Raw genomic sequence first — 22378 nt, forward strand, 5'->3', positions numbered from 1 at the left:
TTTTGCTTTTTGGGGTTTAGAAAAAGGAATTTGGGATGAAAAGGCAGTGAAAAGCCATGGACCCTGAAAAGCGATCGACCCTGAAACCAGTTCAGGGAGACGAGTCTCGTACCAATCTGCATAAAGATTAGGTCAATTTTACCCAATCTCTTGAGCACATCTTTCTAACTTTCTTAAGCAGGTTGGTATCACACATCTGTCCTCCTGACGTAGGTCAGGATCTATAATACTCATACTTTAATTAGCTGACAATTATGATAAGTTATTTAGGGGAGTGCTGTAACTTTAGAGCAGTGCTTTTCGTACTGACTCACATACTCCTCATCTTCCAATAAGGCATATAAACCTTTGTTAAATAGTTTTGCATATTGCTTATGCTGTTTATTGATTAATAAAAAACCTTGTTTTACATAGGCTGGTTTTTTTTGTGAAGCGAGTATTGCTCTTTGAGACGCTGATAATGAGTGCTTGTACACTTTTGCTGTGTTTTCATTCATGATCATCACATCGGCACGTTTGAGTAAAATGAGCGGAAAGTTTTTATTTGTATAGGTTGCTTCAATGGTTTTGATATTGTGATTTTTAATCGAGGTGAGCAAGTCATCAGGGTAAGTGAGCCCTTTATTAAGTAGCAATGTATAGGGTTTTAAATCTGTATATGTATGGTATTTTAATGGTAAACTTTTTAAGTGATAAAAGCGACTAACCTCTTGTGTGATAGCGTGTTTGGTATAAATGTAGTCCTCACTACGTTGTTCACTAAAATACCAGTATGCACTGCCGATAAATTCTGATTTCATACCATCTTGATAAGCACGCTCCCAAGGCATAAATACAAAGCGGGTCTCAATGCCATACAATGCGAAGACATCTTTGATCAAAGAAGCAACGCATCCTTGATGTTCTTTTGATTGATCAATATATGGTGGCCACTGGCCTGTGGTAATATGAACTCGTTTGGCAAGGGGCTTACTCTGTACATTGACACTTAACAGTAAAATCAGACTAAATATAAATTTCATAGAGTGGCTCATCAACGCTTTATTCTAAATATAGATAATCATCATAGATTTCGAAATAGGATCACGTATAAAAATGGAAACATTTTCGGATATTTACGCAAGAGCTTCAGCACGTAAAGGCTCAGAAAAAATATTAATGTCATTAATTGGTAACCCGTTATCGGCCGCTGAGTTAAGCACCATATCGGATGATGTGTGGTTAGAAGAGTTTACACGAAAGGTTTTTCAAAGTGGCTTCTACTGGTCTGTTATTAATGCAAAATGGCCGGGTTTTCGAGAAGTATTTTGGGATTTTAATATTGCTAAACTATTGATGATGTCGCCAGAAGTATTAGAACAAAAAGCGGCGGATGAACGTATTGTACGTAATTATAAGAAAGTACAGACCATCCCTGAGAATTGCTACATGATTTATGACGTGCAGCAGTCCACAGGCTCATTTTCCGAGTTTGTTGCACAGTGGCCTTCAGATAATATTATTGGCTTATGGGCATATTTAAAAAAGAACGGTGCAAGATTGGGCGGAAATACAGGGCCCTTTGCGTTGAGGGCGATGGGAAAAGACACTTTTTTGTTGAGTCGAGACGTAGAGGCATATTTACGTGCTCATGAGATCATCGAAGGGGGGCTGCAAAGTAAAAGGTCATTACAAGCTGCACAGGATTTTTTTAACGAATTGGTTGAGCAAAGTAACTGGTCATTACATGCTTTGAGCCAATTGGTGGCTTATAGTGTTGGCGATAACCTGCTTCCAGAGACAGGGGAATAATCATGACATTCTTAAATAGGTATGATGACATTAGCAAAGAATTTGCACCAGTCAGTAAACCCCGTAAGAGTTCGGCACCCTCTCTGTTGTTGTGGAATGAGGATTTAGCAAAGAAGCTTGCCATACCAGTGAGTCAAAACGATGCGTCGGAATTACTCAGTGGTAATACACTCCCCCTTGGCGTATCGCCTGTTGCCTTGGCTTATTCAGGCCATCAATTCGGACACTTTAATCCTACTTTAGGAGACGGACGAGCACATTTACTGGGGGCGTTTAGCGATCCTCAAGGTCAGCTGGTAGATATTCAGTTAAAAGGTTCTGGCAGAACACCCTTTTCTCGAGGAGGTGATGGGCTATGTGCTCTGGGCCCTGCGGTAAGAGAGTTTGTAATGAGCCAAGCCATTGCTGCTCTAGGTGTACCAACAACACAGAGCTTGGCGGTTGTGACCACGGGAGACTCTGTGTTTAGAGAGCAGACCGTTGCTGGCGCAGTGGTTAGTCGAGTGGCTAATAGTCATATTCGAGTTGGCTCATTTCAGTACTTGGCATTGAAAGATGATAAGCAGGGTATGCAAAACCTAATGGAGCATGCCATTACGTCCCATTACCCCGATATTACAGAAACAGGGGATGCGCGTGTTGTGGCGTTTTTGACTGCGGTATGCGAAAAGCAGATTGAGTTAGTGATTCATTGGTTAAGAGTCGGCTTTATTCACGGCGTGATGAATACCGACAACACTTTAGTGAGTGGTGACACCATTGATTACGGCCCGTGTGCGATGTTAGAGGCTTTTGACTTTAACCAAGTGTATAGCTCAATAGATAGACAGGGGCGCTATGCGTTTGGTAATCAACCAAATATCGCAAATTGGAATTGTGCACGTTTAGCTGAGTCATTATTGACGATTATGGAGTCAGAAGGGGACGCTGCGTTAAATATGCTAACGACTGCCATTGGTATGTTTTCAGATAAGTTTAATCAGGCTTACCAAGCCATGTGGGCAAGCAAACTAGGTATTTTAGAGTGGAATGAGTCAGATAGTGAACTTTTATCTGAGTTATTGGTGTTAATGAATGAACATAAGCTCGACTACACTAATACTTTTGCGGCGCTGACAAATTCTCTTTTAGCTGCATCGAGTGATTTGTTTAGGGTGCCTGAAGCGATAGAGGGATGGTATAAAAAATGGCAATTGCGCATTGTTGACAGTGATCTTACTAAAATTACAAAAGTTATGCGTTTTGCAAACCCTGCTGTTATACCCCGCAATCAGTTGGTTGAGCAGGTGATTGATCAGTTCACAGAGAGTGGAAGCAGTCAATTATTGACACAATGGTTAGGCGTTTTGAACAACCCTTACAACTACGAACAGCCCTCGAGTGAGTTTGTTGAACCGCTTTCTTCGGGCATCAATTACCATACTTTTTGTGGTACCTAATCGAATAGGATGTATATGGCACAGTTTCTGAGTTGGCAAGACATTAAACAACAAGTTCTAGCACATAAAAAATCATTGTTCATTGCACATATTATTGCCTTTTTTGCCGCATTGATCAGTGTGCCGATCCCATTAATGATGCCCTTACTTGTGGATGAGGTATTACTCGGTCATCCAGGCGCAGCGATCGATTTTTTAAATCAATTTTTGCCCGTATATTGGCAAGAACCTAGTGCTTATATCATTGTGGTATTAGTGGGAGTGATGTTTATGCGCCTCGGAGCATTAGTGCTCGGTGTGTTGCAATCCCGTCAATTTACTTTTATTGGTAAAGACATCAGTTTAAAAATTCGAGAGCGACTATTAAACCATCTTCCTGAGGTTCAGTTAAAGGAGTATGAGACACAAGGTGCTGGGGCGATCAGTTCACGATGTATTACCGATGTTGAAACCTTAGACACCTTTATTAGCCAGACTTTGTCACGGTTTTTAATTGGGTTACTGACCATTATTGGTACTGCTATTGTGTTATTTTGGATTGACTTTACTTTGGGTCTCATCATTTTATTATTGAATCCCGCTGTCATTTATTTTTCTCGGCAGTTTGGAAAAAGAATCAAACATTTAAAGAAAGATGAAAATGCAGCTTTTGAGGCGTTTCAAGCATCTTTGGTCGAAACCTTGGATGCGATAGCGCAGCTTAAAGCGGTACGCCGTGAAGGGGCATATTTTTCTCAGGTTAAAGAGGCTGCTGGAGACCTTAAGCATTATGCCATTCAGTCGCAGTGGAAGACGGATGCGGTTAGCCGGTTGAGCTTTACCGTATTTTTACTGGGCTTCGAGGTGTTTAGAGCAATCGCCATGCTCATGGTGGTGTTTGCTGATTTAACGGTTGGTCAGATCTTTGCTGTGTTTGGTTACTTGTGGTTTATGATGGGTCCAGTGCAAGAGTTATTGGGTATTCAGTATGCTTATTATGGGGCCTCTGCGGCGTTACAGAGGCTAAATCAAGTATTTGCTTTTGAAACAGAACGTGCAGCACCAGAAAAAACATCGACGGTATTTGTACAACATAGCATTGATATTCGCTTTGAAAATGTAAACTTTGGCTATCACAAAGACCAATCTGTGTTAAATGATGTTTCTCTCGATATTCCAGCGGGTAAAAAAGTGGCTGTCGTCGCGGTATCAGGTGGAGGAAAGTCTACATTGGTGCAGCTGTTATTAGGGCTTTATGAAAAGCAGTCAGGGCAAATTTATATTGCAGGCACTGCGATAGAAGACGTTGGTTATCATACGGTGCGAGAACACGTCGCAACCGTGCTACAGCAACCTATTTTGTTTAATGCGACAGTTCGAGAAAACCTCACCATGGGTAAAGAACACACTGAGGCGCAAATGTGGCAAGCGCTAAAAGTGGCTGAATTGGCTGATACCATCGATGCATTAGAAGAGCAACTTGAAGCAAAAGTAGGCCGCAATGGTGTACGTTTGTCAGGTGGTCAAAAGCAGCGTTTAGCAATCGCACGAATGGTGTTAGCAGACCCCAAAGTCGTTATTTTAGATGAAGCAACTTCAGCTTTGGATATAGAGACAGAGCGCAAAGTGCATCAAAACTTACAAGCATTTCTATCAAAACGAACGACGCTCATTATTGCTCATAGATTGAGTGCGATACAGCAAGCCGATCTTATATATGTGTTAGATGATGGCACTGTATCACAATCAGGCAATCATCAAGCTTTGTCACGTGAAACTGGATTGTACAGTACGTTATTTGGTCGGCAATTGGGCTAAATAACTAGGATAAAATTATCTTTAAATGTTAAGTACAGATTAAGAAATATTCTATTATTATAAAGCCAAATTCAGGGGCGATCTGCGCTCACAGTAATGATATATGGGAAGAAATGATGAAACTTAAATTGATTAGTTTAGCAATTGCAATAGCTGCCGCATCTACAGCACACGCAGGGGAGCAAAAAGAAGGAATACATTTGGGTGTATTTGGTGATTATTACGACGCTAGTTGGGAAAATACACGTGGCGCTGCCGTGGGTGGTGTTGACGTAGATAACTCTTCAGGCTGGGGGGCCGAGTTAGGCTATCGCTTCAATGATTATTGGAGTGCGCGCTTAGAGTATGCTGATATGGATTTTGATTTATCCGGCGCTGGCTCTGGTTCTCAAGACGGTGAACGCTATGGTATTGACGGACTATATCATTTTGACGGTGGTCCATTTTATGGTTTGTTTGGTTTCAAGTCTATAGAGGCATTTGAAAGTAATACGTTTGCTAATATCGGTGCGGGTTACCGTCATCACTTTAATGATCATTTATTTGTCAATGCTGAAACATCAATCTATCAAGGTCTTGAGCGTAGTTATATTGATGTTGGGGCCAAATTGGGCATAAACTACTTCTTTGGCACTGCGAAGCCGGCTGCAAAGGTAGAGCCAGCACCAGCACCTACTCCAGCGCCCATAGCGCAAGCAAAAGATTCGGATAAAGACGGCGTGTTAGACCCGCGAGATAAATGTGCGGATACGCCAATTGCGGATGCGGTTGATGCATACGGTTGTACTAAATATGTTAAAAAAGATGCAACCGTAAAACTGTTGGTCCGTTTCCCTCATAATAACTCTGCGGTATCGTCAGATTATTTAAGCGATATAGAGGACGTTGTTACTTTCTTACAACAACATAGTGATGCGTCAGTTGTATTAGAAGGCCATGCATCGATGGTTGGTGAAGCAAAATATAATCAGTGGCTATCTAAAAAGCGTGCAGATAAAGTTGCGAAAGAATTGATTCAGAAAGGGATAGATACTCAGCGTATTTCAACGGTTGGGTATGGTGAAGAACGACTGCTTAATACGGCTAATACGTTAGCCGCACATGCTGAAAACCGCCGCGTAGAAGCGACAATCGCTGTTACTGAACGTGTAAAAGTAAAACGTAATTAGTAATCGATTTACCTTTATAAAAATCAGCCTCTTGTAGGCTGGTTTTTTTGTTGTGGTCTTTTATTTATATTCGCACTCAGTAAATACTAAATGCTTGCTCAATTGATATCGCACTGTGATTTGTTTACCCACTGGGAGCTGAGTTGATAGTTGCTCGACAATCACAAAGTTCAGTTTATTGCTTGTAAAATTAATGAGCTTAACCGCATCGAATCCAAAAAATTTACCGACACTTGAATACAGTGCTTTATAAATACTTTCTTTGGCAGAAAAAATCAGTGTTAGCGGGTTTGCGATAGTTAATGAGAGCGAACTAAAAGTGCTATTTTCTTCTGGGTGTAATATTTGCTTTTGTAACTTTTGTTCTTGTTCATCACCCATAAAGCGTTCAACGTCAATACCAAGACCTTTGAGCTCTGTATCGCGAGCGCACATTGCAATGGCAATACCTTGGGTATGAGTAATACTGCCTTTAACACCTTCAGGCCATATTGGCGCGCGATCTTCCCCACTGAGAATTTGGACACCTTCAATATTAATGCGCTGCAAGGCATGTTTGGCGCAGATACGACCCGCTAAAAACTCAGCTTTACGCTTGGTGACTGCGTTATTCAGTTTGGCTGGAAAATCGATTTTATGCGTTGTAAATTGGCTGTCAGTATAATACTCATTAGTAAAGGCACAGCTGTAAAAGGCGTAAGGGAGTTGTGGTGTAAAAGTTAGGTCCTGAGGATAACTACATAGGGTATCCATATCGAATAATGTTCCTAAATTAATGGACACTGATATTTTTCAGTGTGATATCGCAACAAAGTGCATGAGAATGTATCATATTTGGTGATTAAATGAATAGTGGTCGAGAGAATGGATAAAATTGGAGATTGGCAAGATAGTCATATTGCTTACTTCGTAGCAAAGCACTTTGACTGCAGCGGTAAAGATATTGAATATTTACCATAGCATAGTGCTCAGGCGTGTTGAGCAATTGGAGTAACAGTTAAATACACCGTTATTTCACCGCCATGCTCGTGGCTATTAAAGTCACAGAGGCCGGTGATAAATTATTGCAGGTTGGGAAGGGAATTGATGATGTACTGGGGCAACTGCAACATTCAATCATCGCCGCCGATAGCACATTACAGGGACGCTTGTTATTTAAAATGGTGAGCGGGGCAATGGTAATGTTAAGTTGTACGTGTTTGTTATTCCAATAACATCCGTATGTTCAGCTCGAAATCATCTTAAAACAACAGAAGTTGCGATTAGAACATGGGCAAGCTCACTTTGCGATCCGGGCCTGAGTAAAGCCGATAGACTCTGATTATGTGGTGCAGCCACTTTGATCGCGCCGAGCGGGCTTGTATGCATCAGATGAGTATGTGGCTCGGTATGGCCTGTCAAACTCTGTTGCAGAATTGCCAAATCACTATTTTTTAGGAGGTGCAACTGGCTTTAATGAAACGGCGCCGTATTTCTCAGGGATAGATAAATCTATCGACTCAAAACAACTATGTGTGAGGGTCTCAGAGACAGCCGAGACTACAAGCGCAATATACCATGGGTTGGGCATTGGTGGCATGCAGTATGCTTTAGCCAAGTGCACTACTAATATGCAGCCAATACTGGGAAATGAGTTATATTAGCAGCTAGACTTCTGGCTCGTTACCCATGTCTCAGTCCACCGTACAGCTAGGGTAAAAGCGTTATATCTGGTATTCAAACACTACTTTTCAGCGGGATAAGTAGGGCGACACTTAACATGCTCTAATGGCACGTAGTTTTGTGTTTTGGGAAAGTACAAAACACATAAGTCGCCCCGTTTTTGTAGCTCGAATCGAGCGACACTTTCTTTATTTGTAACATAAATGGGGCTTTCTAAGGGACCTGCAAGGTTTGAAGTTTGCTCTATCAATAACGCACTATTAGTTGAAAAAACATTGTCAGCTAGGCGAGGAGCAACGCCGCCTTTTAATTGTACGATGGCACTTTGTAGTTCCGCTTTCATCATTGCCGTTGGATGTTTTATAGTTGCAAGAATCGGTGCGGGTGGCGCTGTTTGCTCACACCCAACACTAAAAAATAGTATGCTTATTAGCCATATTTTGCGTTGTGATTTGCGCATCAGTTTGGCTCTTCAATATCAATAAATAGTGTGCCATTGTTTGCGGAATTTTGCGGAATTTTTAGGGCAACTCCCACGCTGATGTAATCTGATATTTCATAATTTGAGGGGCGACTTTGCACGACCTCGGGGCAGTTTCCGGTCTTAATATGCTCAAGTGCTGCTTTTAATTGTCCTTCTTGAGGATCCCCAAGCGCATGAGCGAAGTCATCATTGACAGCGCAGCCGCTAACATTACTTGTTAGGCCGAGCTCACCCGAATTCCCTGCAGCGTCAACCGGGGTAAATCCGTCGGAATACGCCCCAAAGTTCTTTGCGTTAGCACTGGTGAACTGAATGGTGTAATAGACTTGACCACAGTTTGGGGCAGGTGAAAAACCATAAGGTTTGCCGCAGGTTGGAGTTCCAATTAAAACCACATTTAAATCAATGCCGCGCAATCCATTAATGATGAGCTCACTGGCAGAGCAAGTGTTTTCGGTACTGAGAATGTATACGGTGTTTAAACTGGTACTCGGTAAAATAGTATCGGTATATTGCAGGGTATCCCAATTAATTTCTTGGTTTCTAAACGTGACATTTCGGTTGTTCGCCGACAACTTGTCATTGTATATCGTCTGACTAAATACTTTGGGGCTGCTCGTCTGTGTATCTGTATTACTGGGTCCTGCGATCATATAGCCTAGTTGGGCTGCCATCTCTACCAATCCGCCACCATTATAACGCATATCGAGTACTAAGGCCTCTGCTCCTGCACTTTGAAATTGCTTAAACGCAGTGATAAGGCCGCTTTGCCCAGCACTAATGAATTGATTAAATTGCACATAGCCGACCGTTTTACCGTTTACATTAAATGTTTGTGCGTTTTGCACTGGTGTTAGTACTATATCGCCCGCTGTGACGGTAGCGACTACGGGGTCAGGTTGGCCTTCACGTGCGAGCGTAAATGTATGGGTACTGCCACTTGTTGGATTTAAACCCTGCAAGAGTGCTTCTGTATCACTTGAGTTAATACTCACCCCATTAATGGCAGTGATTGTGTCACCGCGTTTAAATCCTGCAATTTCTGCCGGTGAATTATCTTGTGTATATGCGACTCGATATACTCTTGGTGGTGTACTACTAATTGTCGACCAGCGGACGCCAAACCCTGATGATACACCTGACTGTGATTCTTTTTTATAATCTTCGTAGCTTTGGGTGAAATGAAAGTTGTCTTTTTTATTCCCAGATGGTGTCGTTTGGAAGGTTTTTAAAACATTAAAGTATTGCGCTACACTCTCAGCGTCACTTGGGTTAGTGTCTTCAACTTCGTCATACCATAGATATGTTTCATGGGTTAAAGAACGTAGCCACATTTTTTCATGCGCGACACTGCCTTGTTTGTCTGGGTAAGCCATGTTTTCAAAAGGGTCCAAGCCTGTTCGAGGGTTGGCGCAATAATTTGCAAAAGTCTCTGCTGGCTGAAACTGGGCAGCTTGCCAAGTAGTATCAGGTGGTGTTGCATCATTTGTTGCATTATTGCTTGTGTTTGTACTACTGCCACTACCTCCACCACATCCGGTTAATAATATTATTGAAATACCTAATATTGAGGTGATAGGTGAGGTAGTACGAGTGAACATTGACAATTCCTCTAATGGATATGAACGGCTACATGTATAGAAATTAGCAACTAATATGCGCAATAGCAACTATATTAGCCTGCTGGTAAGCCATTACATTTTAGTTTAAAGAGATAACCAATAATTGAAAAGCTTGGTCTGCTTTGCGGAAATTTTCAGCTGATATGTGTCTCTCATGTGAAAATAGGCTTGAGCTATGTCTTTTCGGGCTGATTTAGGTGGATGAATGATGCGTTTTTTAAAATTGATTCTCACTTGGCATTGTCCGTGTTGCAATGGAGTATGCGGTAAGAGTCCAAAGCGATAGTTTGATCGGTCGCCGTTTATTTCACCTATTGCCGGTGCAAGGTTACGTACGTCCGCTTCCATTTTCCTAAATAATGGGCTGGTTTTTCTGCAGTTTTTTCGGCCGCCATGTTGCCAGCATTGTAGTTGATGACCAAACTCCCAAGCAGAGACAATATGTTCCCACTCAATACGCGTTGTTCTGCTATTTATTTTACCTGCATGGGTTACTGGGCGACGAGGAACATACCCACAAGAGCGAGCATCGGGGCGGAGCTTTTTGCCTGTTTTTATAATTTTACAGCCACAATAAAGTGTTCGTTGGTTTTTCGTTATGGTTTTTGTGAGGTATCTCTTGGCTTGGTAAAAGCTGTTAAACTCTTTTGCATAGCTAGGCAAAGTCAATAAAGCTGCATATAACACAATAATAAAGTGCATTTCTCTCACAGTATGTGGACATCAGAAATGCAATTATATCAATAAAGGTTATAGCAGTTGATTGCTTTTTTTCTTTTACGCTATGGGGGAGATTGTAACAGTATTCCTGAAGGCAAGATAATACACCAAACGAGACAAAACTAATGAGTAGCTGGTTATTGAGGTCATTAGGGGGACTGTGACCACCATTACCCCATCAAGTATTTGAATTTGGTGTTGGTATCCTAACCATTTATGTACTTTGCGTACGGGTTAAAACCAGCGTTTGTTCATGACTATGTGAGTTTAAGTATAAAAGAGGAGCAGTTTCTCCCTATTCTGTAAGCTGTTACTGCGTTAAATTGTCGCAGTGTGAGTTTGTTATAGCCAGCATGGTGTTACTTGGTTACACTTTACTATGAAGCTACGTTCATCATCATATTACATAAGGTAAATCAGAAAACATGTCAGACATTCAGTTCTTAAATGTAGACCTCGAGTTAGAATCTAAACATGACATAAGCGCATTAATTAATGATTTGAAAAAGAATGCCATGATTTTGCATTATGACAAAGACGAATATCGTCAATTAGCAAGAATTGAAGCCAATACTGACGTGACGAGCCCAGATAAAGCAATTAATCATTTATGTGAATTGATAGAATCTTGTTCTAAAGCTGGATTGAAACAATGGTTATCTTGTTCGAAGCGTACCTTTGATATAGGTTTTCATTCAGGTACTTCACCCAAATGCTATTCACAAGCATTACATGCGGATACGCTGTTACGTATTTCTGCTATTGGCGCAGGGATGGAGATCACACTTTACCCAATTGAATAACGACGTGTCATCCGAGTAGGTTTAGCTCCTTGCTAGACCTTTAACTCTATTAACTTTGTATTAAAAGTTCTATTTTAACTATATGATTTAAAATTAATTTAATTTTTTGTTTTTTATTCTTACGTTCTTTATTGTTAATTTTAAATTAAATTTGTTGATCTTTTTTGTTGTAAGTTTTATCTTCTGTATTCAATACACGCGGATAACTTACAGGATAGGAAGATGAAATTACTAAAAAGAATAATACTCCCCACCTTAATCACGGTAGCGGGTGTACATGCTCATGCACAATCAGTGCAGCAAGAGCGAGTAACAGAGACATTTAATGAGTTGGATATATTCTCCTCAGAAGAGTATCAAGTTGTTGATATAAAAAAACAAGTAGCAAAAACCGTCGCGGGTCAGATACAAATACTTTCGCCTCAGCTACAAACAATGATGAGTGCTCAGCGTTTAGCAGTTCCGTTAGAAGCAAGCTTAATGTCAGGCCGTGCAGCAGAACAAGTGAATGTTGCATCAAGCTATACGAGAATGCTGAAGGGTTTAAATGTTAGCAATAATGCAATTTATCAGCTGAGGTTGGCTGACAGCGCCATGTTAGAGCGTTGGGGTAAGGGTGAACAACCTTTGATTGCATTTGCACCCAAAGGTGATGATGCGTCATGGTTTTATATTGAAGCGTACGACCAGGATGGCAATATTCAGTTATTAGATGCACACACAATGCCATCACAGCCGGTGCTCATTGTGGAAGTCGATACACGAAAAAGCGCACGAGAAGGCTTTGCTATCATGCGTAATATATTTGCACAAGGCCGGCAACCAAGTGCTAATCAAGCAATTGAATCATCTGTAAATGAGACTGAGGTGTTATCTACAAGTAACTTACAGCGTATTCGACTGAATGATGATAAAGAACCTTGGATACTAGGTAATGCAGAAGTGTACGCCGTAGTAACCGGTGTTAGCCCAACGAGGGATGAACCAATACTTGATATTGTTGATATGCCGTATCTTGACAGTGACGGACGTGACTATACGCCAAACCAAACCTTGATCCACTGGAACCGTTATCGTTGGCAAGCGGCGGATGTATTACTCATGGAGCAAGATGATAATACCAATTATCAAACCTTAGCGACGACTTTTTTAGATATTGTGACACAAGCCATGCGCGCGATCCCCGATCCGAATGTACAAGGTTATGCGATTATTCCACAATTAACGAATCAATTGATCAAGGCGATGCCTGCCCATTGGTTTAGTAATGATGATGATTATGTTGATGTGTTTTATACGTTATTTGAAGGTCAGAATTATACTAATTACATGGGTGCAAGTGGTAATGCAAAGGTAACGATAAAGCCACTGGATATTAACCCAAGATAATAGAGTTCCCCGTTAAGTCGGTTACGGCCTAATGGACTAGGCCGTTTTTTTTATTAAGGGTGCAGGTTATTAAAGTCTGCACCCTATTTACTACCAAATTTGGGAAACAAATTCGGGGTGATCAACGTAAGGGTTACGATTGCCTTGAAACTCATAGGCAGCTTGGTTTCTTGCTTTTTCTAAAGCGTCAACAGGATCAAGTTGATGCCAACGCAGTAACATGGCGATTACCCAAGGTTCAAAAACACGAGCGCTACTACCATCTAATACTGCGTTACTATAGGTGGTATTATTCTGCCAATTGCCAATGCTACTTTCATAGCGTGTTGCCATATAAAAGTATACACGCGCAAAGTCTCCTTTGAATTCATCGATTGGCTCGAATACCGTACCATTATAATTTAGCGTGCTGACCGGTGATCCTACTCGGCTGCCATTTGTTGACGTAAAGCTGGCTGAGCTGACTTCACCGAATGGAAAGTTACTCCGTTTTGAGTTGACGAATCCGTCACTTGCAAAAATATGATGAATATCAGAGTTCATTGGCTCAACCTTGCCACCAAACCAACTTTTAGGGAAAGAGTGTTCACGGTTGTAGCAGTCGCTTTCTCCACGGTATGCACCACATTGATCTGATACAGCCACAAAATTGTAGTCGTCAGTTGAGCTTGGTTTTTCTGAATACCTATCTAGAACGGAATTATCGTTTTCAAAATAAATATCACGTTCAGAACGGTCGATAAATTGCCAAATGGCACTGTAACCCTGAGAGTTATGTGCTTTGATGATGTTATGCAATTGTGTTTTGAGCGCATACCCGGTTAGCCCCATCGCTGATGCGTAATAATCACCCGGAGTACCACCGCCATTATCGCCACCATCACTGCCTAAGGTAAAGCGATGAGTTTTTTGATTCGTAAATGAAGAACCTTGTGCGATAGTTTGATTATTATGCGTCAATAAATATGATCCGTTGCCAAATTCGCAACAAATACCATCACCATAACTGTCAAAAATAACAAAGCTGTATGTTCCATCGGCAACGCACAGTGTTTCTACGTGCGTTGTGTTGTTCGAAAAGTCAGCGCCGCTGGCTATGGTATTTCCTTGGTCAGTATTAAGCTGCCAACTGGTTTCACTGGCGTATTTATCTGTAGTTAGTTTGAATGTTACGGGGTTTTTAGTACATGAAGTCGGCGGTGGTGTGGTGGGCGGAAGTGGATCTGACGGTTGAAAGTTATCAAGATAAACGACTTCACTACCATCAAAGCCACTCACATCGTAAAAGCGCAACCCGACGTTAATTATTTTATTGGTGCTTGCAGTATATTGGTGACTGATTTGTTGCCATTGCTGTGTGATGTAAGGATCAGAGTAATTTTGGTAGCCATCGACGATCAGTCGTGCTTTAACCTTGCCTTCTGTATGGTACACCCACGTATTAAAATCATAAGTTTGTCCAGCTTGAACCGAGATGGATTGTAATAGGTCTGTATTACTTTGTGCTGCTGTGTTTACTGTTATTTGAGCGGATGACATACCACTTTTAACTGTGGCGGTGTTTTTGGCTACTGTGATGCCACCATCAATGGTACTCCACTGTGTAGGTTTACCTTGTTGCCAAGACTCGAAGTTGCCGTTCGCTACCTGTGCAATAGCGTGACTATGTATTGTTAATCCGAGCGTGGCCACTACGATAGTTCGTGCTGCTTTATTCCCGTGTTTCATTATTTTTCTCTATTTTTTGTTTAAAGAATTATTGTTTTATTAAAGTTAAACAAGATCATTTTTTATACAGAGCTTGTTGGGTATATGTTAACTTTAGAGTTGTTAAATTTAAAACAATTCTTTTAAGCTGTTTTTGTTGGATTTTCTCTCTATCAATAACTAAATGGAATAACAAAGCAGATCTTCGTCTTTTTCTTAGTGCCAGAGATGCGTATGCTTTCAACTTATAAATCCTTACGTCCTGTAAGGGCGTTGTAGAAGAACAATCTTTTAGGGTTACGGGGAATTTTCAATGTTGTTAAGTCAACTTAGTGCTGCGGCAAGCCCGCTTACACAAGAGCAAGTGCAAAAGCTACAAGGTTTAGTTGCGGAACTAAACCCGATTCAACAAGCATGGGTAAGTGGTTATTTGGCTGCCAATGCAAACACCGCGGCATTAAGTGGCACTGTAGGTCAACCGGCTGTACCTGCTGGCGATGCTGCACCGTTAACTATTTTATATGGCTCGCAAACGGGTAACGCAAAGGGTGTTGCTAACCAGTTAAAAGAGCAAGCGGAATCGAGAGGCTTAACAGTTAAGCTTATCAGTATGTCTGATTATAAAACGTCGGCTCTGAAAAAAGAAAAGTTTTTGGTGGTGGCGGTCTCCACTTATGGTGAGGGCGAGCCTCCAGAGGATGCTGAATCATTATATGAATTTATTGCGGGTAAAAAAGCCCCTAAATTAGACGGTACCCAAGTAGCAGTGATTGGCCTAGGTGATTCAAGCTACGAATTCTTTTGCCAGACAGCCATTGATTTTGAAGAACGATTGGTAAAGTTAGGTGCTGAAATAGCGTATCCACGAGCTGATTTAGACGTCGATTATGAAGATGAAGCGCAAGCGTGGATCACTGGCGCGTTGGATGTTTTTGAACCGCAATTAAAAGCACAGCAAAGTGCAGGTGCAAATGTAGTCAGCATGCCATTTGGTGCACCCGTTGCAGCAGCCAGTCAATATACAAAGCAAAACCCATTTGCAGCTGAGTTATCCATCGTGCAAAAAATTACTGGCCGTGACTCTAGTAAAGATGTACGCCATGTAGAAATTTCATTAGAAGGTTCAGATATTACTTATACACCGGGTGATTCATTGGGTGTCTATTTCTTAAATGATGAAGAACAAGTTGAAGCAGTATTGGCTGCGTTAAATATCACAGCCGATGAACAAGTGATACTCGGTAAAGAAACGCTTGATATTCGTACTGCATTAATCGAAAAGCTTGAGCTGACACAGTCATACCCAAGCTTTGTAGAGAAGTATGGCCAAGCTGCGAATAATGCACAATTGTTGGCACTGGTGGAAGATAAAGCGGCAATGCGTGAATATATCGAAGCACGTCAGGTATTTGATATTATTTTACAAAATCCGGCCAATATTACGGCACAAGCCTTAGCTGATAGCTGCCGTAAGCTACAAGCGCGTTTGTATTCAATCGCCTCAAGCCAAGCAGAAGTGGAAGAAGAAGTACACTTAACGGTGGGTTTAGTTGAATTTGAAGCGTTTGGTGAACAGCACTTTGGTGGCTGCTCTGGGTATTTAGCGCAAAGAGCGGAAGAAGGGGTCAGCGTAAAGGTCTTTAGCGAGCATAATGACAACTTCCGTTTGCCGAGCGATGATGCAACGCCTGTTATTATGGTGGGTCCTGGCACGGGTATTGCGCCATTTAGAGCTTTTTTACAAGAGCGAGATGCGCGAGAAGCGCAAGGTGAAAACTGGTTGTTTTTTGGTAACCCTAACTTCACTCAAGATTTCCTGTATCAAGTGGAATTACAAGGCTATGTAAAATCAGGATTGTTAACCCACATCGATTTAGCATTTAGTCGTGACCAAGCTGAGAAGATTTATGTACAAGACCGATTGCGTGAAAAAGGCGCGGCGGTGTTTGCTTGGCTAGAAAAAGGGGCACATTTTTATGTGTGTGGCGATGCGAACCGCATGGCCAAAGATGTTCATCAAGCCCTTGTGGATATTGTTAAAGCACATGGTGGTAAAGATGATGAGCAGGCAGAGTTATATCTAAAAGAGTTGCGTAGTGCAAACCGCTACCAAAAAGACGTCTATTAATCGGTGCGTGTGCTTATATACCCTGCGATGCGCGTAGGGTATACCGTCAAAGTAAAGTATTTAGGAATTCATCAATGAGCAAGCCCAATAGTAAGCATGATCAAAACGTTAAGTTTGCAGATAACGAGCGTTTAAAAACACAAAGTAATCATTTACGCGGCACAATCACTGAAGACTTATCTGATCCACTGACCGGTGGTTTTACAGCAGATAACTTCCAATTGATCCGTTTCCACGGTATGTATCAGCAAGACGACCGTGATATTCGTCCAGAGCGGACTAAGCAAAAGCTAGAGCCGTTGCATAATGTGATGCTTAGAGCGCGTATGCCTGGCGGTATTATCAAGCCAGAGCAGTGGCTCGCAGTAGATAAGTTTGCGGGTGACAAAACCATGTATGGCAGTATTCGTTTAACGACGCGTCAAACGTTTCAGTTTCATGGCGTATTAAAGCCAAATATTAAAGAAATGCACCTCACGCTACATGATGTAGGCATTGACTCAATTGCAACTGCCGGTGACGTTAACCGTAATGTGCTGTGTACCACTAACCCTGTAGAGTCAGCGCTTCACCAAGAAGCTTACGAGTGGGCAGCAAAGATTTCAGAGCACTTACTGCCAAAAACACGTGCTTATTTAGAAATTTGGTTAAATGGTGAGCGTAAAGACACTACGGATATCGAGCCAATTTTAGGATCTACTTATTTACCGCGTAAGTTTAAAACAACAGTGACCATTCCACCGAATAACGAGGTAGATGTGCATGCTAATGATTTGAACTTTGTGGCGATTGAGGAAGGCGGAAAGCTCATTGGTTTTAATGTGTTAGTAGGCGGTGGCCTAGCTATGACGCACGGTGATGTGAATACTTATCCTCGTAAAGCCGATGATTTTGGCTTTATTCCGTTAGAGCATACACTTCAGATTGCTGAGCACGTTGTATCGGTACAACGTGATTGGGGTAACCGTGTTAATCGTAAAAATGCGAAGACGAAATATACCCTAGATACCTTTGGCATTGATGAGTTTAAAGCTGAAGTCGAAAAACGCGCGGGTGTTAAGTTTGCCGATAGCCGACCTTATGAATTCACGCATCGCGGCGACCGCATCGGCTGGGTTGAAGGTATTGATGGTAAACATCATCTCACCCTATTCATTCAAAATGGCCGTATTTTAGATTACCCAGATAAAGCGCTAAAAACGGGGTGCCGCAAGATAGCTGAAATTCACCAAGGTGACTTCCGTATGACGGCGAATCAAAACTTGATTGTTGCGGGTGTACCGACTGAGCAAAAAACGGAAATTGAAAAAATAGCCCGTGAACATGGTTTGATTGACGATGCAGATACGGAGCAACGTAAAAACTCTATGGCGTGTGTGTCATTACCAACATGTCCACTTGCGATGGCTGAAGCTGAACGTTATTTACCTGATTTAGTTACTAAAGTTGAGCAATTGCTGATAAAGCATGAAGTGGCAAATGACAGCATCATATTACGTGTCGTGGGTTGCCCGAATGGCTGTGGCCGCGCGCTATTAGCTGAAGTTGGTTTAGTCGGAAAAGGCCCAGGTAAATACAATGTGTATTTAGGTGGTAACAAACAAGGAACTCGTGTTCCGAAGTTGTATTTAGAAAATGTAGGCGAAGATGTGTATTTACCTGCCCTAGATACCTTAATCGGTCAGTGGGTAAATGAGCGTGAGCAAGATGAATGCTTTGGGGACTTTGTGATCCGCAAAGGCGTTGTGTCTGAAGTAAAAGTCTCAAAAACAGACTTCCACGCTTAAACAAATGGGATATTGGCAGGGCAACCTGCCAACTTTAGGAATAAGCATGAGTGACTATAAAAATATATTACAGTTAAGTGGCGATGAGCAGCGTCATTTATTAGCACAAGCAAATGATTTACTGTTGCCAATGACACCGCAACAGCGGGTGGCTTGGGCTTTAGAAAATTTGCCGACCAATGCATTTTTATCGTCTAGCTTTGGTATTCAAGCCGCGGTAATGCTGCATTTGGTAACGCAAGAAAAAGCAGATATTCCTGTGGTACTCACTGATACTGGCTATCTTTTTCCTGAAACATATCAGTTTGTTGATTACTTAACGGAACGGTTAAGCTTAAATTTGCAGGTGTATCGCTCTAATTTTAGTCCTGCATGGCAAGAAGCCAAATATGGTAAGTTATGGGAACTTGGTGAAGAAGGAATTAAGCAATATAACACGCTTAATAAAGTAGAGCCGATGACCAGAGCGTTAAAAGAGCATCAGGTAGGTACATGGTTTAGTGGCCTGCGTAGAGATCAGTCCTCGACACGTGCTGACAAGAAAATAGTGGAAATTAGCCGTGGTACGGTCAAGGTTTATCCTATTATTGAGTGGAATAACCGCGATGTTTATCAATATTTGACTAAGCATGACTTACCTTATCACCCACTTTGGGAGCAAGGTTATGTATCGATGGGCGATGTGCATACCACTCGCAAACTTGAACCAGGTATGACGGAAGAAGAAACACGTTTTTTTGGATTGAACCGTGAATGTGGCTTACATATTGACGGTGACGGTATTTAACCGTTCTCCAGTGTCAGATACCCTTTACAAGCACAACTTTTGTTGTGCTTTTTTTATGTTCATCCTCTGTGTATGATGCAGTGTTAAGGACTAAAATGACAGAAGTACACGAAGGAGTGAATGATGAAAGCTGCAACCTATATGATGATTATGATCATGCTGATTGGTGTAGGATCTTTGTTTGTGCTGAAACGACCAGACGGCAAGACTTGGCTCAGCGTAGATAATGTTATCAATAAAATTGAGGCCGGTACTGGTGATGTGTTGAGTCAATCTAAGTGGGCAATTGAGAAATCCGTAGCTGAGGCGCGCGCATTAGTGGATGAGCAAGGCTCAGTCCAAGCGCAGCCTGTTATTTATAAATGGCGTGACGCGCAAGGCAATTGGATTTATTCTGACAAGCCCAATGCCAATGGTGATAGCCAGCAACATACATTAGACCCAAGTAAGGTGACGATGATGGCTGCTGAGGATACTGCTATTTTACAGACGCTGGCGACCAACAAAAGTGTTGGCGAGTCTGGGCAAGGCATACCGTCTGCACTTAACCCGAGTGCAGTTAAAAAGCTCATGGAAGATGCTAAAAATGTCCAAAAACTAATGGACGATAGGGCTAAAACGATTGATGAGGCGGTTGGGGGAGGATCATAGGGCAAGAGGATGTATGTACTCAGCGATAGCGAGGCTGGCCGTTAGTCCTGGAGACTCTATGCCAAAGAGGTTTATTAAACCCTGACAACCGTGGGTATCAGATGTCTGAATCGTAAAGTCTTGCGTACCAGAAAGGGAGGTTTTGGCTCTAATTCCCGCATAAGCACTCTGTAGTTTCGCCTCATCAAGTGCTGGCCAATACTGTTTAATGGCGTGTACAAACTTATTTTTCTCGTGGTCATCTATATGATAATTAAGCGAAGATATAAATTGTGTGTCAGGGCCAAATCGAAGCTGTCCAGCAAGGTCTAGAGTGGCGTGAATACCTAACCCATGTTGTTCAGGCACAGGATAGACTAAATGTGTAAATGGATGCTGCCCTTGGTAGCTAAAATATTGCCCTCGACAATAATGAAGTTCAGGAATAAAAGACGCATCTATACCCTCTATCAGCGCGGCATTACGCTGTGCAAATAAGCCCCCAGCATTGATTAAATTACGACATTGTAACTGGAAAGGTTCGCCATCACAGTTTAATTCAACAATGTAGCCGTCTTGCACCCGCTGTGCACCTAAAAACTGGGTGTTGGCGACATAGTGTCCTTGGTTTTGCTCAAGTTTTGTTAGTAATGAGCGCATAAATTGATGGCTATCTATGATCCCTGTGGAAGGGGAGTAGAGGGCTTCAGTAGCCTGTATTTCTGGTGCGTAATGCTGAATATGTGAATGAGAGACGCGCTTTAAGTCTGTCACACCATTTAGTTGGGCTTGGCATTCGATTTGGTACAGTGTTTCGGCCTCACCGGCGGTTTTTGCAGTCAGTATTTTACCTATTTTCAGGTAGGGCACATGGTATTTATCGCAATGCTGATATAGCAAGGCTTTTCCCCTCACACAGAGTTGTGCCTTTAAAGTGTCAGTAGGGTAGTAAAGACCCGCATGGATAACCTCACTGTTTCTACTGCTACTGTGTTCACCAAATTGCGCGTTTTGTTCAATGAGTAATACGTCTTGATTTTCACTGTACTTAGCAGCAATCGCCATACCAACGACCCCAGCCCCCACAACGACGGTGTCTAACTTTTCCATAGCGTCTTCCCATAGCACGGCTTAAGCATTCATTAATCGATATAGTAACAAATGCTCATCTAGTCAGTCACGTTACGTACACCGGTGAATATGAATACTGTCCGTGAATTGAGATTTATAGACTAAAATTACGAGATATAATCAATAATGATGAAGAGGGAGGTGAGGTATTTACTCTACATAGCTTGGTTTATTTTTGGGCTTCAGGAGAGTACTGCTCAGCCAATAAAGACTGTGGTTGGCGGGCATAATCAATGGCCACCTTATATACTTGAAGATGGCTCTGGGCTGGTTAAAGATGTGGTGACAGCCGCTTTGCGGTGCAAGATATCCACTTTGAAAAGCAGGTTGCCCCTGTTAGTCGAATGATGCGTTTGTTAGAGCAAGGCGCGGTTGATGTGGTACCCGCATTGTGGTCGACTGAGCAACGTTCAAACACTTTGTTATTTATTGAACCATATTTTACTAATGAAATGGTGGTGGTTCATTATGGTGATAACACATTGAGTTTTTCAGGTGCCAGAAGTTTGCGCTTTTTAAGCATGAGTGTCATTCGTGGATATGGTTATTATGATTTTTTAAGTTCAATTGAAGGGTTAGAATTGATCCCCTTATCGAGTTTACAAGCATGCCTAGAGCTGGTGGAAAAACGAAGAGCTGATGTTGCAGTTGCGGATCTATGGGCTGCCAAATATCACTTTAAAACATACCCTAACCTAAAAACATTGGCCGTATTAAAGCCCGCTTTAATTTTTTGGCCTTTACATATAGGAACATTAAAAACACATCCTCAAGGTCAGGAGATTATTCAGCAATTCAATTTAGGTTTGGCTAAAATAAAAAGCAATGGTCTCCATGAACGGCTAATTACGACGCATTTTGGCCACTTCTAGCAACCACCGCTGCGGTCATCCTTGATATACAACACAATTGATTTTGAGCATTGACGACTTTTACTTCCCAGACAGAGGAGCGTTTGCCGATGTGTAATGCACGCGCTGTTGCGGTCAACATACCATTTCGGGAAGCTTTGAGGTGGTTGGCATTGATCTCTTGGCCGACACAATAAAATCGTTCGAAATCGATAACAAAGTTGGCCGCATAGCTTGCCACTGTCTCAGCAAGAGCAACATTCGCACCACCATGCACCAAACCAATAGGGTTGTGGTGATGCGGTGTCGCGGGCATCGTTGCAACCAGGTAGTCGTCTCCGATTTCCTTGATTTGAATATTGAGGGTTTTCATTAGAGAGCCTTGGCCATGTAAGCCTTTATCTAACTCATTGCAAAACTCTAATGTCACAGGGCGGAACCAAATAGACATATTACTTCCTTTGTATAAGCTGAGTGGACT

At 42.0% G+C, this 22378-nt stretch carries 19 protein-coding genes and 1 pseudogene; 12 read left to right on the top strand and 8 right to left on the bottom strand.

What is annotated here, in order from left to right; translation table 11 throughout:
- Positions 1 to 266: 266 nt before the first annotated feature.
- Entirely contained in the window at positions 267 to 1022 is a 756-nt protein-coding gene (locus tag CWC18_RS02230; protein ID WP_138674623.1) for a substrate-binding periplasmic protein, read from the bottom strand.
- A 73-nt stretch (positions 1023 to 1095) separates the two neighbouring features.
- Between CWC18_RS02230 and CWC18_RS02235 the strand changes: the two genes are divergently transcribed.
- From CWC18_RS02235 to CWC18_RS02250, 4 genes are all read left to right on the top strand, one after another.
- Positions 1096 to 1791, top strand: a complete 696-nt coding sequence (locus tag CWC18_RS02235; protein ID WP_138590180.1) for a DNA-3-methyladenine glycosylase I — start codon at positions 1096 to 1098, stop codon at positions 1789 to 1791.
- Positions 1792 to 1793: 2 nt separating this feature from the next.
- Entirely contained in the window at positions 1794 to 3230 is a 1437-nt protein-coding gene (locus CWC18_RS02240; protein ID WP_138674624.1) for a protein adenylyltransferase SelO, read from the top strand.
- Positions 3231 to 3245: 15 nt separating this feature from the next.
- The gene (locus CWC18_RS02245) at positions 3246 to 5027 is read left to right on the top strand and encodes an ABC transporter ATP-binding protein (protein WP_138674625.1); all 1782 of its coding nucleotides are present in this window, start codon (positions 3246 to 3248) and stop codon (positions 5025 to 5027) included.
- A gap of 116 nt (positions 5028 to 5143) precedes the next feature.
- Positions 5144 to 6196, top strand: a complete 1053-nt coding sequence (locus tag CWC18_RS02250) for an OmpA family protein (protein ID WP_138674633.1) — start codon at positions 5144 to 5146, stop codon at positions 6194 to 6196.
- 60 nt (positions 6197 to 6256) lie between these two features.
- Here the strand turns inward: CWC18_RS02250 and CWC18_RS02255 are convergent, their stop codons facing one another.
- The gene (locus tag CWC18_RS02255; protein ID WP_138590174.1) at positions 6257 to 6949 is read right to left on the bottom strand and encodes a 4'-phosphopantetheinyl transferase family protein; all 693 of its coding nucleotides are present in this window, start codon (positions 6947 to 6949) and stop codon (positions 6257 to 6259) included.
- 111 nt (positions 6950 to 7060) lie between these two features.
- On the opposite strand from CWC18_RS02255, the pseudogene CWC18_RS02260 reads away from it, so the two are divergent.
- Positions 7061 to 7938 (top strand): annotated as a pseudogene (locus CWC18_RS02260) (LysR family transcriptional regulator).
- Here the strand turns inward: CWC18_RS02260 and CWC18_RS02265 are convergent.
- From CWC18_RS02265 to CWC18_RS02275, 3 genes are all read right to left on the bottom strand, one after another.
- Positions 7920 to 8318, bottom strand: a complete 399-nt coding sequence (locus CWC18_RS02265; protein ID WP_138590172.1) for a hypothetical protein — start codon at positions 8316 to 8318, stop codon at positions 7920 to 7922. The pseudogene CWC18_RS02260 and the gene CWC18_RS02265 overlap by 19 nt on opposite strands.
- Positions 8318 to 9943 carry a S41 family peptidase gene (locus tag CWC18_RS02270; protein ID WP_138674626.1) on the bottom strand — a complete coding sequence of 542 codons (1626 nt, stop codon included), beginning with the start codon at positions 9941 to 9943 and terminating at the stop codon, positions 8318 to 8320. Before CWC18_RS02270 ends, CWC18_RS02265 begins: the two co-directional genes overlap by 1 nt.
- A gap of 105 nt (positions 9944 to 10048) precedes the next feature.
- Positions 10049 to 10666: an endonuclease gene (locus CWC18_RS02275; protein ID WP_138590168.1), complete on the bottom strand. Its 618-nt coding sequence runs from the start codon at positions 10664 to 10666 to the stop codon at positions 10049 to 10051.
- 443 nt (positions 10667 to 11109) lie between these two features.
- On the opposite strand from CWC18_RS02275, the gene CWC18_RS02280 reads away from it, so the two are divergent.
- A complete protein-coding gene (locus CWC18_RS02280) occupies positions 11110 to 11487 on the top strand; it encodes a hypothetical protein (RefSeq protein ID WP_138590166.1) in 378 nt (125 codons plus the stop codon).
- A 222-nt stretch (positions 11488 to 11709) separates the two neighbouring features.
- A complete protein-coding gene (locus CWC18_RS02285) occupies positions 11710 to 12876 on the top strand; it encodes a DUF3103 family protein (protein ID WP_138674627.1) in 1167 nt (388 codons plus the stop codon).
- Between the two features lie 90 nt (positions 12877 to 12966).
- Here CWC18_RS02285 and CWC18_RS02290 read toward each other — a convergent pair whose 3' ends face one another.
- A complete protein-coding gene (locus CWC18_RS02290) occupies positions 12967 to 14604 on the bottom strand; it encodes an endonuclease (RefSeq protein ID WP_138590162.1) in 1638 nt (545 codons plus the stop codon).
- A gap of 292 nt (positions 14605 to 14896) precedes the next feature.
- On the opposite strand from CWC18_RS02290, the gene CWC18_RS02295 reads away from it, so the two are divergent.
- The 4 genes from CWC18_RS02295 (at position 14897) to CWC18_RS02310 (ending at position 19936) form a co-directional block, all read left to right on the top strand.
- Entirely contained in the window at positions 14897 to 16711 is a 1815-nt protein-coding gene (locus tag CWC18_RS02295; protein ID WP_138590160.1) for an assimilatory sulfite reductase (NADPH) flavoprotein subunit, read from the top strand.
- Positions 16712 to 16785: 74 nt separating this feature from the next.
- Positions 16786 to 18498 carry an assimilatory sulfite reductase (NADPH) hemoprotein subunit gene (gene cysI / locus CWC18_RS02300; RefSeq protein ID WP_138590158.1) on the top strand — a complete coding sequence of 571 codons (1713 nt, stop codon included), beginning with the start codon at positions 16786 to 16788 and terminating at the stop codon, positions 18496 to 18498.
- 46 nt (positions 18499 to 18544) lie between these two features.
- Complete coding sequence (locus CWC18_RS02305) at positions 18545 to 19285, top strand: phosphoadenylyl-sulfate reductase (RefSeq protein ID WP_138590156.1); 741 nt, start codon at positions 18545 to 18547, stop codon at positions 19283 to 19285.
- A gap of 120 nt (positions 19286 to 19405) precedes the next feature.
- Positions 19406 to 19936, top strand: a complete 531-nt coding sequence (locus CWC18_RS02310; RefSeq protein WP_249930071.1) for a DUF4124 domain-containing protein — start codon at positions 19406 to 19408, stop codon at positions 19934 to 19936.
- Here CWC18_RS02310 and CWC18_RS02315 read toward each other — a convergent pair.
- Positions 19931 to 21025 (bottom strand): NAD(P)/FAD-dependent oxidoreductase, encoded by a 1095-nt coding sequence (locus CWC18_RS02315; RefSeq protein ID WP_138590154.1) that lies wholly within the window; start codon positions 21023 to 21025, stop codon positions 19931 to 19933. The two genes, CWC18_RS02310 and CWC18_RS02315, sit on opposite strands and share 6 nt — an antisense overlap.
- Before the next feature lie 320 nt (positions 21026 to 21345).
- Between CWC18_RS02315 and CWC18_RS02320 the strand changes: the two genes are divergently transcribed.
- Positions 21346 to 21918 carry a substrate-binding periplasmic protein gene (locus CWC18_RS02320; RefSeq protein WP_138590152.1) on the top strand — a complete coding sequence of 191 codons (573 nt, stop codon included), beginning with the start codon at positions 21346 to 21348 and terminating at the stop codon, positions 21916 to 21918.
- On the opposite strand, the gene CWC18_RS02325 is transcribed toward CWC18_RS02320, so the two are convergent.
- Positions 21893 to 22348 carry a PaaI family thioesterase gene (locus CWC18_RS02325; RefSeq protein WP_138590150.1) on the bottom strand — a complete coding sequence of 152 codons (456 nt, stop codon included), beginning with the start codon at positions 22346 to 22348 and terminating at the stop codon, positions 21893 to 21895. The genes CWC18_RS02320 and CWC18_RS02325 overlap by 26 nt on opposite strands.
- Between the last annotated feature and the right edge of the window lie 30 nt (positions 22349 to 22378).

It is taken from the genome of Pseudoalteromonas aurantia, from assembly GCF_005886875.1.
In the GTDB taxonomy this organism is placed as follows: Bacteria; Pseudomonadota; Gammaproteobacteria; order Enterobacterales; family Alteromonadaceae; genus Pseudoalteromonas; species Pseudoalteromonas aurantia_A.